We start from the raw sequence: 12,413 nt of genomic DNA, 5'->3' as shown, positions 1-12,413 counted from the left end.
TTCGACTGTTATGGGCTGCTGGGAAGGGGGCTGTTGCGACCAAGTGCCTTCTCCTGTGGCGGTCAACGCCTCCGCCTGTTCTGCTCTGTCTGTTGTGTGGGGCTGCTGTTGGTGTGCAATCCCCGGCGCCGGTATTGCTGAGTAAGCATGGACCTGTGGGACACCATAGTACAATTCTCTAGGAGGATCATTGTTCACAAACTGAAATAGCCCAATGAAGTATTCGGATTCGCTGATGACATGCCGGACGACAGCCAAGTGTTCTGCCCTGGTACGAAGAACTTCGCTGTTCTCCTGCATCTTGCGAAGCAGTCGGACAAACTGCTGAGATTCGATGGTAGACACCCTGATCAACTCGAATACAGCATCAATATCGTATGGGCTGAAGGGGAGCCGTGAGTCGAGAGCTGCGCGGATCCATTGTACGGCTGTCTGTTCGGCCTGTTCAAATGAATGCTCCCATAATCCAAGAACCGACGTATAGCCGGCTTCCAGGGCCGGGACGACAGAACGGACCAGAAGCGAATGTTCCTTTTCACGCTTCTTCCAATTCCGAATCTCCTCTAAGACCCTGAGCGGCATCATACCCTCATACACCTGGAGCATCGAAAAAACCTCCCCCGTACTCTCGCAGCCCATACTGTCGGGCTATCAAGACTACATATATTCGGGGAGGCTTGGCTCTATGTTCAAGCGCGGCTAAGGCGCTCACGTTTGCGCTGCAGCAGTGTGCTGTCTGGCAGGCATATTCTTTAAGAATCCCATCGCTCGAGCGATGTATTCTTCCTGGTGGCCTTTGAAAATCAACTCATGTCCGTCGTTTTCAACAAGCCACAGCTTCGAGCCCGAAGCATCGGGTTGATTACGGTAAATTTCCCGCGCCATTTCGAAAGGCGCGCGCTCATCCTTTTGACTGTGGATGAAAAAGATTGGCATATCGTACTCGGCCTCTTTGACCTGGCCGTAAGGGATCTGGTTGAGGCTCACTCCGTTAATCAACGGAAAGAATAGATGTACCAGAGGCTGAGACGGAAACTTGGGCAGATTCGCCTCTTGCTTCATATTATGATAAAGTGTGTCCGGCTCCAGAATAAAAGTGCTATCCAGGATCATGCCGGAGATATCTTCTGTTTGCAATGCGGCCTGCAGTGCGGTTCCGGCACCCATGGAAAAGCCCCACACGTATACCTCGCCGGCTCCTCTCTCCTTGGCGAACTTGACCGCCCCCAACAGCTCTTGTGATTCGCGAATTCCTCCGGTGACGCTTGCTTTGGGCTGCACGTAACCGTAATCGAACATAAGCACATTGTAATTTTGCTTATGTAATTGTTCGGCCAAACTGTACAAGGGAACCCAGATTTCTTCCCGGTTGCCGCCGTAGCCATGCGAGAAAATGACGGTTTTACTGGTTGAGGAATTATGGTCTGCGGGAATAAACCAACCGGATAGAATAGAACTGCTATTCACACTGGGAAACTCAATATTCTCATACGCTGCCCCAATGGACAGCATAGGATTCGAACGCAGCTGGTCGATATGCGGCCGGGCAAGTGTCCATGCAATGTAAGCATGAAAGGCCATAACAAGGCTGGAGAACAGCAATACACATGAGACGAGAGCAATCAGCAGCTGCCTGATTCTGCGCCGGGCAATGGATTGTGGTTGAACCGTAGTTTCTACCTGCGTGGTGGCAGGGGTTAGTGCAACGGACGCTGCAGGGTTTTGTTCCATCGGAATCCCTCCTGTTTAACGTGGATGTCTTGTTGCTTTGTGGGCCGCGTACGGCGTGTGGAAAACATGAGGACTCGACGGGTCTTCATTCCCTTAAGTGTATACTAAAGCCGCTGTGCGCCTGCGTCAATCGGATACGACAACATGTAAGGTAGCTGTAATCTGGCTGTAATACAGCCTGTTCAGGTAATAATTCGCTTTACCCTGGGTGCGGGTTGAGTTATACTATATGTAACTGAGTTTCATCAAGTGAAACAAAAAGTCGGGGGATTAAATGAGATGGAAGATGGCAAATCGACAGTGCGCGCGGTGGAACGTGCTTTAGATATTCTGCTCTGTTTCACCGATTCAGAGGATTTGAGCTTGACGGAAATTGCTGCTCGTGTCGACCTTCACAAGAGTACGGTGCACAGGCTGTTGGCTTCATTGGAGGGCAGGGGGTTTGTCGTGCGTGATCCGGCCTCGGAGAAGTATAGGCTGGGATTCCGAATTTGGGAGCTGTCGGCGAACCTGACGCACAGCGATGACCCGGCGCTCATTCTTCTGCCGGAGATGGAGCACTTGCGGGATCAATTGGACGAGACGGTCAGCCTGTATGTGCGCGATGGCATGGAGCGTATCCGCGTCCAAGCGGTGCAGAGCAACCAAGCGATTCGCCGTGTGGCTCCGATTGGCGCGAGGATGCCGCTGTATGTTGGCGCATCCAGCAAGATCCTAGTGGCCTTCGCTGATCCGGAGGTGCAGCAAGCGATTCGGCAGGACCCCTCGTGGCCGGCCGGTATGGAGCAAAGCGTGTATATACGGCAGCTCGAAGAGGCGAAGACGCTCGGCTACGCGACAAGCTTCGAGGAGCGGGAGCCTGGAGCCGCAGCCGTAGCGGTCCCGATATTGAACCGCTCCCATCGTCTTGTGGCGGCGCTCGCGGTGAGTGGGCCCTCCAATAGGCTCACACCTGAGAAGATGAAAGCACATGCGCCGGTGCTAATGGAAGCCGCCCGCCGCATGGGCACGATGTTGAAATAAGCGTAAACGCAGCAAGCCCGATTGGGCTAAGGCTGCGTTTTTTGTTAGCACGACTTTCTCCGGCTTGCCCCCATGGTACGCTTTCTCCGGGTTCCCATCCATAATACGAAAAATCCCCGCAGCCGCGTTCGCTGCGAGGATTGCAAAGAAATTAGATTAGGCCATAATTTGACGCAATACCGTTTGCAGAATACCACCGTTACGGTAGTAGTCGATATCAACCAGGCTATCCAAACGAACGATGGCTTCGAAGTGGAAGCTGGTGCCGTCTTCCCTTGTTGCAGTCACATTCACGCGCTGCCCAGGCTGTACTTCGTTGTTCAATCCACTGATATCGAATGTTTCTGTACCGGTAATACCCAAAGTTTTCCAACCTGTACCTTCAACAAATTGCAGAGGCAGTACACCCATGCCTACCAGGTTGGAACGGTGGATACGTTCGAAGCTCTCTGCGATAACAGCTTTCACGCCGAGCAGGTACGTACCTTTCGCTGCCCAGTCACGGGAGCTGCCTGTGCCGTATTCCTTACCGGCGATAACGACCAGATTTGTTCCTTGCTGCTGATATTTCATCGAAGCATCGTAGATGGACTCCACCTCGCCGGTAGGCAGGTATGTTGTCACGCCGCCCTCGGTGCCTGGCGCAACTTGGTTACGAATGCGAATGTTCGCGAATGTACCACGCATCATCACCTCATGGTTACCGCGACGGGAGCCGTACGAGTTGAAATCTTCCTTCTTTACGCCATTCGCCAACAGGAACTTGCCGGCAGGGCTGTCAGCCTTAATGTTACCAGCAGGAGAGATGTGGTCGGTCGTCACGGAATCGCCTAGTAGTGCGAGGGTTTTTGCTCCGCGTATGTCGGCCATATCGGCAATACCTGCGCCAAGGTTCTCGAAGAACGGAGGATTAGCGATATAGGTTGACTTTTCATCCCACTCATACAACTCGCCTTCCGGTACGTCGATCGCGTTCCAGCGGGCATTGGCACGGAACACATTGGAGTACTTCGCACGGTAAATATCAGGGCTCATCGCCGACGCGATAGCCTCTTGGATCTCCGCGTTGGTCGGCCAGATATCTTTTAGGTAGACAGGCTGGTTCGCTTGGTCATAACCTATTGGATCGTTCGCCAAGTCGATGTTCACCGTACCTGCAAGTGCATAAGCCACAACCAACGGCGGGGACGCCAGGTAGTTGGCTTTTACCTGTGCGTGCACACGGCCTTCGAAGTTGCGGTTACCGGACAATACTGCCGCCACGGTCATGTCATTGTCGGCGATTGCTTGCCCGACTTCCTCAGGCAGCGGACCGGAGTTGCCGATACAGGTTGCACAGCCGTAACCCGCCACGTGGAAGCCCAACGCTTCTAAGGACTCCAACAGGTTAGCGTTTCTCAGGTAGTCGGTCACAACGAGCGAGCCGGGAGTTAAGCTGCTTTTTACGTAAGCCGGCTTTCTCAGACCGCGCGCCACTGCTTTTTTGGCTACTAAGCCTGCGCCAAGCATAACGCTCGGATTGGAGGTGTTGGTACAGCTGGTGATTGCAGCGATAACGACCGCGCCTGTACCCATTTTGCTGACTTCACCGGTCGGATGTTTGATTTCCACGGTTTCAGCGATTCTCTCGTCGCTCAAGCCGTAGCCGCCTTTCTCAATCGGTGTACGGACGATCGTGTTGAACGATTCTTTCATGGACGTCAGTTCGATCCGGTCCTGCGGCCGTTTCGGACCTGCCAAGCTTGGCACGACAGCGGACATATCAAGCTCAATTACGTCGGTGAACGTCGGATCCGGCGTAGCGTCGGTGCGGAACATGCCTTGTGCTTTATAATACGTTTCTACGAGTGCAATCTGAGCTTCATCACGGCCGGTACCACGCAGATAATTTAATGATTCGTTGTCCACTGGGAAGAAACCGATCGTCGCGCCATATTCCGGAGCCATATTAGCCACAGTTGCACGGTCTGCCAAGCTGATGTTGCTTAAGCCCGGTCCGAAGAATTCAACGAATTTGCCCACCACGCCTTTTTTGCGCAGCATTTCGGTGACGGTTAACGCCAAGTCGGTTGCTGTGGCGCCTTCCGGCAAAGTGCCTGTCAACTTGAATCCGATAACTTCCGGAGTCACGAAATACAACGGCTGGCCCAGCATGCCTGCTTCCGCTTCGATACCGCCAACGCCCCAGCCAACTATGCCGAGACCGTTAATCATGGTAGTGTGGGAGTCCGTACCTACGAGAGAGTCAGGATACACTTCTGTTTCACCGTCAACGACTTTGGTCGCTGCCACGGATGCCAAGTACTCCAGGTTCACCTGATGCACGATTCCTGTGGCCGGAGGCACGGCACGGAAATTGTCAAAAGCCGTTTGGGCCCAACGCAGGAAGCGGTAACGTTCCTCATTGCGCTCGAACTCATAGTTCATGTTTGTGTCCAAAGCATCCTTGTTTCCGAAAGCATCCACCATTACGGAGTGGTCGATAACGAGGTCAACAGGCACGAGAGGATTGATTTTCTTCGGATCTCCGCCCGCACGTTTCACTGTATCTCTCATGGCAGCCAGGTCAACGACCACCGGCACACCGGTAAAATCCTGCAGAACGATACGCGCCGGGATAAAAGGAATCTCCTTATCATCGCGTTCCTTGGCCCAGTTTGCGATTTGTTTTACATGCTCGGAAGTGACGGCTCTGCCGTCAAACTGGCGCACAGCCGCTTCCAAAAGTACTTTAATGGAAAAAGGCAGAGCCGAGATGTTACCCAGGCCTTGCTGCTCCAATCCGGGAAGGCTGTAATAGTGGTACGTTTTACCGCCGACTTCCAGCGGCGTACGTACCGAATACTGGTCTTTGTTAGCCATAATTACTTTTCCTCCTCATACTAGGCGATCTTAGCAGAAATCAAGGTGTTTCATCTAGTGAAACACGATTTCATATTTGCCGTACCTCAAGTATACATCGTGGAGGACGCTTCGTAAAGGCTAAATTGAATCATTTTTGGCACAAAACCTACATATATTTGGAATAATTATCATGCCTGCGACGGCAAGCCATAGTGGGGTTATTGTTGTCTGTTCACCAATGAATGGGGGTAGCTCGTATGTCTTGGAAAACGACGCTCTATGATTACGTCCACCATAAAAATCAAACGCACATGGATTATTCCATCGCACCTTTGCTGCCTTTTGTCACCGATACGAATTATTTGCAGAGTGAGATCAAGCGCTTGGCCCGCACCGCACATTCTGATCAGGACCGCCGCTTCGTTCCGGTGAAAAGTGAAACACGCCTGGCCCTTATCGGGGTGTCCCAGGAGCCGCAGGCGATCACCGCGGATATTAAGCTAAAAAGGACCTCGGTCGGGACGATAAGCAGCACCGAATTCGAGCAGCAGCAGCTGCAAACCGAACGGGTTGTGCTCGGGCAGTTGGATGATAAATGGTATGTTACGCAGATCAAGCCGTTAGACGCTGAATTCAGCACCGTACTGGACAGGATGAACCCGACAGAGTCAGCCACGGAACAATACGACAGCCTGCACGACCAAATCTTCCCGCGCCTCCCGTCCCAACCCTATTTAAATTACAATGTTGTGCCTTATCTGGAATCGATGGACCGCAAAGCATATAATCGGAACAAAGCGGTCGAATACGCTGATAGTTGGTGGGCGAAAGGTAATCCTGCGTACCTGGAATTCGAGGTAGATTGCACCAATTATGTCTCCCAGTGCCTCTTTGCAGGCGGGGCGGCGATGAACTATACTGGAAAAAGGGACTCGGGCTGGTGGTACAAAGGACGCTACCACGGGCAGGAACTGTGGAGCTTCAGCTGGTCGGTAGCACACAGCCTGCAGACATATCTCATGCATAGCCGGAACGGGCTGCGCGCTGAAGCCGTGTCTCGACCGGACCAGCTCCAACTGGGGGATGTGATTAGCTATGACTGGGATGGCGACGGCCGCTATCAGCATAGCGCAGTGGTGACCGCCAAGGATTCTAACGGCATGCCGCTGGTGAACGCCCATACCTCCCACAGCCGACACCGTTATTGGAGCTACGTAGATTCACCCGCTTGGACGGAGCGCACCCAATACCAGTTCCTGCACATCGCAGATCATGTGTGATAAGAGGCTCATGCCGCACTCATAACTCATTTTTATCGAACTTATTGCACCGGATTTTGCTGCTTGGCAGTCTTCTCGAGGCGGGTTGCCGTTGTTCTATGCATATACAATGATTTTTCGGAGGTTATTTATGAACGACAAAATTCGCATCGGATTAATTTACGGCGGGAAATCCGGGGAGCACGATGTATCTCTGCAAACCGCGCTCGCCGTGATCAAAGCATTCGACATGAACAAGTACGAAGTGGTTCCTTTCTACATAACAAAAGAGGGTGATTGGCGCCGCGGGCCGCAGCTGCAGGGACCAGTAGACCATGTGTCAGCCCTCACCTTTGATAATCAAGCGGCGCGAGGCGTTGGCGCGTCGGCGGCACTGCAGCCGTTTTTTGCCTCGCTCCAACCCGCAGCGGAGGCCGGTGCTGGCAATACGCAAGCAGAGCACAAGCCGCTGGATGTCATTTTCCCACTCCTGCACGGCACGTTTGGCGAGGACGGCACGGTACAAGGCTTGCTGGAGATAGCAAATATCGCTTATGTTGGAGCGGGTGTCCTGGCTTCCGCAGTCGGTATGGACAAAGTCATGATGAAGAAGATATTTGCTCAAGAAGGCTTGCCCCAGTGTGTATTCCGTCACTTTACACGCTCACAATGGGAAAAAGACCAGGCTTTTTTCCTGATGGAAATTGAGGTTTCTATTGGCTACCCCTGCTTCGTCAAACCTGCGAACTTAGGCTCGAGCGTGGGCATCAACAAAGCCCGGAATCGTGACGAGTTAATACAAGCAGTCGAAGACGCATTTCAATTTGACCGCAAGGTGATCATCGAAGAAAATATCAATGCCCGGGAAGTGGAGGTGGCAGTGCTGGGCAATGATGAAGCTCAGGCCTCTGTGGTTGGGGAAATTATGTCCTCGAACGAGTTTTATGATTATAAAGCCAAATACATCGACGGCAAGTCATCCATGGTCATACCTGCGGAAATTTCGACAGAGCTGTCGGAGGAGCTCCGGCAGATGGCCGTGCGCGCATTTCATGCGGTCGACGGCTCCGGTCTCTCCCGCGTGGATTTCTTCTTGAGAAAAGAAGATAACAAAATCTTTATCAATGAAATCAACACGATGCCGGGGTTTACTCCTTTCAGTATGTATCCTTTGCTATGGCAGGAGACGGGCAAACCTTACCGCGAGCTGCTCGACGATCTGATTATCCTTGCCATAAAGCGCCACAATGATAAGCAGCGACTGCGGTACAGTTTCGAAGTGCAGGCGTAATGGTGCAGGCCGATTCACATGGCATATCCGGGCGAACAGACCTTGCCATGGCCGTATAACTCACGTTATGCTGTATGCATCAGCAGTAAATGCCGCCGCTTGGGAGGAGAACAACAATGGGATTTCAAACGGAATTCAATTCTGTCTGCAAATTTAAGTCCGAGCAGGAATTATACGAACTGTTGGAATATGGCCGTGGTAAGATGGTAAAAAGCGGTTTTCGCGTATTTCCGACAGGGCAGATGGTCATCGCTTACACGCCCGACAACAAAGCGACGGCGATCGTGAAAATAATTGCGTCTATAGCGGAAATCAACTTCCAAGGGGAAGAAGTCACACAAGTAGAAATGGAGCTCGTCCGGCGGTTGACCGAGGAAGAGTCGCGAGTGCAGACAGCGCTGGCGCATGAAATGTTTTTCAGCTTGCAGCAGGCGTAATTCACATCATTTTGATAACATCTTTCCGGAGTGGGAAGGTGTTTTTTTATTTCCGCAAATGTATGCCGCCGTACGGGACGGCATCCCGTTAAAAAGCATCGACTCATCGCGTAATGGGCAATCTATGCCGTATAACACATTGAAACCGGAGCGTGAATGAAGATGATTGTTCGCTTGGGCTATGTTGCCATGTCGATGCTTGTCGCTAACGCCTCGCCCTCAAAAACAATGACGGCAACCAACTTTGCCAAGCTGCATGATCGACAAGCCGCAGTCCGCAAGCTGGAGCGTATTGCCGCCGAAAACATCCATAATACGCTAAGACTTTTGAAGCATAACCGCGCTTATGATATTCACGTATACCGCTGCTCCTCCAGGCTGATCCCGCTGTTAGGTCATGAGATGTTGGCCGATTGGGATCCGATGCCCGTGTTGAAAGATGACTTCGCCGAATTGGGAAGATATGCTCGGGAACATAATATGCGGCTGAGCTTTCATCCCGACCATTTCACTGTGCTAAGTTCTCCGAGGGAAGACGTGCTCAAGCATTCCTTTGAAGATCTAGACCGGCATGTATCCATGCTGGAAGCAATGGGATTGGGGGAATCGGCAAAATGTAACATTCACATAGGCGGCACGTACGGCAATAAGAAGACCGCTCACGCCCGTTTTGTCCAACGGTTCCAGGAGTTGCCCGCCCGCATTCAAAGAAGACTCACGCTGGAAAACGATGATAAAACATTTACCGCCGCGGAAACGCTGGAAGTATGTGAGCAGGTCGGCGCGCCCATGGTGCTGGACGTCCATCATCATCAGGTGAACCACGAGGAGGAGCACAGTGATCCTGCCGAGCTGTGGCCGCGGATTCAGCGCACGTGGCAGGGAGAGACCAGTCAGTACTACGAGCACGGTTTGCCGCCCAAAATTCACGTATCAAGCCCCAAAAATGAGAAAGATGTGCGCGCACACGCAGACTTCATTGACTTGCCGGTGTTAATGCAGTTTTTGCGTGCGATCGCCCCTCACACCCCTCGGTTGGACATCATGATCGAGGCGAAAAAGAAAGATCAAGCACTATTCAAATTGATGGAGGACGTACATGATGAAGCAGGCGTGAACGTATTGAATCAAGCGTCCTTTGAGCTGGCATAGCAGACATAAATGTGACTTGAAATATCAGGTAAAATAAGGTAATTTTAGTGAGGGTACAAGCCTGCGGCCTGATTTTATTTGAGAGGGGATTTCTGCGTTATGACTGAACTGCTATCCGGCAAAAACATACTTATTATGGGTGTGGCTAACGAACGCAGTATTGCATGGGCGATCGCCCAGTCGTTGGCGTCCCATGGCGCACGCCTTGCTTTTACATATGAGAGTGAGCGGGTGGAGGAGCGCGTGAGGAAGCTCGCCGGCACCATTCCGAACTCAGTGATATTGCCCTGCAATGTGACGGTGGACGCGGAGATTGAAGGTCTCGCAGCCGCGGTGAAGGAGCATTTTGGCGTGCTGCACGGACTTGTCCATAGCATAGCTTTCGCGAAAACCGAGGAACTGGAAGGCTTGTTTGTTGACACCTCCCGTGAAGGTTTCGCTTTGGCGCACGATATCAGCGCTTATTCGCTGGTGGCAGTGGCACAAAAATTGTACCCGTTGATGAACGAGGGCGGCAGTATTATGACAATGACCTACCTTGGTGCGGAAAGAGCAATGAAGAATTACAACGTTATGGGCGTCGCCAAGGCAGCTTTAGAAGCCAGCGTTCGCTATTTGGCCAACGATCTAGGGCAGTTCAATGTGCGTGTCAATGCGGTGTCCGCAGGACCTATTCGTACTCTGGCCGCCAAAGGCATCAAGGACTTTAACTCCATTCTACGCGCGGTGGAAGAGAAGGCTCCGCTTCGCAGGACGACGGAAACGGCTGAAGTTGGCGATACAGCTATGTTTCTCATGAGCCATCTTTCGCGCGGTATCACCGGCGAAGTGATCTATGTGGACAATGGCTATCATATAGTAGGAGTTTAGTAGGAGAGTCATACCGAGGGGCCATACCGCATAACCTTATAGTGGTCCAACCGTTCGCGGAGTTCTACCCGGTAACTCCGGCACTGACTGTTGAGTTTGCTCAACAGTTTTTGTTTTTGTGCTTTTTTTTCCGCTTGAGGCACGTTCTGCATTCTCCGGGTGTCTCTCGTGTGGCGATCAAGGTTGTGGCGTGTAATGTGTTTATATGAAATGACAGTGCTGTTTTATTACCAAAATTATAAAGCCGATGGTTTCCCGTTCCGCAGCGTATCTACCATTACCATGCTCGTGTGTGAGTGAGACGTTCTTGCAGGGCCGCACAAACGCTCCGCAGGTCGGTATCCGCGAAACAATATAGCTTTTAACACGTATATTTACTATACTGAGGTTGATAGTGAAATCTATTTTTTGCAAAAAAAGGGCTGATTGAGATGTCAAGCGAAACAAACCCTACGTTTAGCGTAGGCAGCAAAAACTTTACGGCAGTTGCCATAAACACGGCGTCGAAGGCCGGTGAGTGGATCCAAAGTAAACTTGGGGATTTCAACAGCTTACAAACAAAATATTCAGCTCAGGATCTTGTGACCGAAGTGGATAAAGGCGCCGAAAAAATGATACGCAATCTCATCCAGACTCATTTTCCCCAGCACTCTATATTGGGGGAGGAGGGTGTACAGCCGGGACCTGCCGCGTCGCAGCTGGCTCTGCAAGAGATGAGTGGCGCTGAATATCTATGGATTGTGGATCCTTTGGATGGCACAACTAACTTTGTCCATGGGTTTCCGTTTTTCAGCGTGTCCATTGCACTTGCACACAAAGGTGAAGTTATCGTTGGAGTCGTTTACAATCCATTATTTAATGAGCTTTTTGTCGCTGAAAAAGGAAAGGGAGCATATGTAAAAGGCAAGCGAATGCACGTCTCGCAGGAGGCCAGATTACTTGACAGCTTAATTGCTACGGGGCTGCCGGCCGACCGTACCGGGGCGCTGCCTGTGAATTTGCTCGGCTTGAATGCGCTGTCGTCCAAGGTGCGCAATATTCGGGTAGCCGGCTCAGCCGCTTTGCACTTGGCTTATGTTGCCGCAGGACGTTTAAGCGGTTTTTGGGAGATTGGCCTGAACTCTTGGGATATTGCCGCGGGTGCGTTACTGGTTACAGAGTCCGGTGGCACAATAACAGATACTGAAGGCAACCCATATCATCTCGGAGTACGCAATGTGATGGCCTCCAACGGGCTCATCCATCAGGAATTCCACACGGAACTTGCTCATGCGAACGCATTAAAAATCACGGTATGAGAACGTAGAACGATTTGGGCCTATTCCCTGCTTGCTGCGGGCTGAATAGGCTATTATTATGTGCATAAGTGCAGCTGCGCCAACATACTTTGATGTAGGAAAAAAATAACAACATTGAAATGCTTGCAATTGGTCTTTGATACATGCTATATTTATCTTCCTGCCATGAACGGCTGGCGTTGCGCATGTGAATATCGGTCCCACCGAAAAAATTCATGCTTGCAATGTGGTGGGTGAATGTGTTATATTAATTGGGTCGCCTTTAACGGAGACGTTGAGGTGCATGAGTAATTGCCCTTTGAAAACTGAACAACGAGTGAGTGTAAAATAAAGAGAATGAAAATTCTCGCTAGCATTACTTTTTGAGCTTAAGACAAGCTTAGCTGATAGACCGCTGCTAACGCAGCACTTTATTGGAGAGTTTGATCCTGGCTCAGGACGAACGCTGGCGGCGTGCCTAATACATGCAAGTCGAGCGGATCTCACCTTCGGGTGAGATTAGCGGCGG

At 51.5% G+C, this 12,413-nt stretch carries 9 protein-coding genes, 1 rRNA gene and 1 pseudogene; 8 read left to right on the top strand and 3 right to left on the bottom strand.

The genetic code is table 11. The features are described from left to right. Positions 1–219: 219 nt before the first annotated feature. Both CBW46_RS22355 and CBW46_RS16435 read right to left on the bottom strand, forming a co-directional pair. Positions 220–582, bottom strand: a pseudogene (locus tag CBW46_RS22355) (DUF2935 domain-containing protein); the annotation flags it as partial. 126 nt (positions 583–708) lie between these two features. Then, a complete protein-coding gene (locus CBW46_RS16435; protein ID WP_089201089.1) occupies positions 709–1,731 on the bottom strand; it encodes an alpha/beta hydrolase in 1,023 nt (340 codons plus the stop codon). Between the two features lie 279 nt (positions 1,732–2,010). Between CBW46_RS16435 and CBW46_RS16430 the strand changes: the two genes are divergently transcribed. Beyond that, entirely contained in the window at positions 2,011–2,754 is a 744-nt protein-coding gene (locus CBW46_RS16430) for an IclR family transcriptional regulator (protein ID WP_089201088.1), read from the top strand. A gap of 156 nt (positions 2,755–2,910) precedes the next feature. Here the strand turns inward: CBW46_RS16430 and acnA are convergent, their stop codons facing one another. Beyond that, complete coding sequence (acnA, locus tag CBW46_RS16425; RefSeq protein WP_089201087.1) at positions 2,911–5,616, bottom strand: aconitate hydratase AcnA; 2,706 nt, start codon at positions 5,614–5,616, stop codon at positions 2,911–2,913. 239 nt (positions 5,617–5,855) lie between these two features. Between acnA and CBW46_RS16420 the strand changes: the two genes are divergently transcribed. From CBW46_RS16420 to CBW46_RS16390, 7 genes are all read left to right on the top strand, one after another. Beyond that, positions 5,856–6,878, top strand: coding sequence for an amidase domain-containing protein (locus CBW46_RS16420; RefSeq protein WP_089201086.1), 1,023 nt, complete (start codon positions 5,856–5,858; stop codon positions 6,876–6,878). A 130-nt stretch (positions 6,879–7,008) separates the two neighbouring features. Next, positions 7,009–8,148 carry a D-alanine--D-alanine ligase gene (locus CBW46_RS16415; protein ID WP_089201085.1) on the top strand — a complete coding sequence of 380 codons (1,140 nt, stop codon included), beginning with the start codon at positions 7,009–7,011 and terminating at the stop codon, positions 8,146–8,148. Between the two features lie 116 nt (positions 8,149–8,264). Continuing rightward, entirely contained in the window at positions 8,265–8,585 is a 321-nt protein-coding gene (locus CBW46_RS16410; RefSeq protein WP_089201084.1) for a hypothetical protein, read from the top strand. A 162-nt stretch (positions 8,586–8,747) separates the two neighbouring features. Continuing rightward, positions 8,748–9,737 (top strand): UV DNA damage repair endonuclease UvsE, encoded by a 990-nt coding sequence (gene uvsE, locus CBW46_RS16405; RefSeq protein ID WP_089201083.1) that lies wholly within the window; start codon positions 8,748–8,750, stop codon positions 9,735–9,737. A gap of 99 nt (positions 9,738–9,836) precedes the next feature. Continuing rightward, the gene (fabI, locus tag CBW46_RS16400) at positions 9,837–10,607 is read left to right on the top strand and encodes an enoyl-ACP reductase FabI (protein ID WP_089201082.1); all 771 of its coding nucleotides are present in this window, start codon (positions 9,837–9,839) and stop codon (positions 10,605–10,607) included. Positions 10,608–11,038: 431 nt separating this feature from the next. Then, on the top strand, positions 11,039–11,905 hold the full coding sequence (locus CBW46_RS16395; RefSeq protein WP_089201081.1) for an inositol monophosphatase family protein: 867 nt from the start codon (positions 11,039–11,041) through the stop codon (positions 11,903–11,905). A 410-nt stretch (positions 11,906–12,315) separates the two neighbouring features. Beyond that, positions 12,316–12,413: ribosomal RNA gene (locus CBW46_RS16390) — 16S ribosomal RNA — on the top strand; the annotation flags it as partial.

It is taken from the genome of Paenibacillus xerothermodurans (genome assembly GCF_002220865.2).
Lineage (GTDB): Bacteria > Bacillota > Bacilli > Paenibacillales > NBRC-103111 > Paenibacillus_S > Paenibacillus_S xerothermodurans.
The sequence above is the reverse complement of the archived record's forward strand: the minus strand, read 5'-3'. Positions and strand labels throughout refer to the sequence as shown.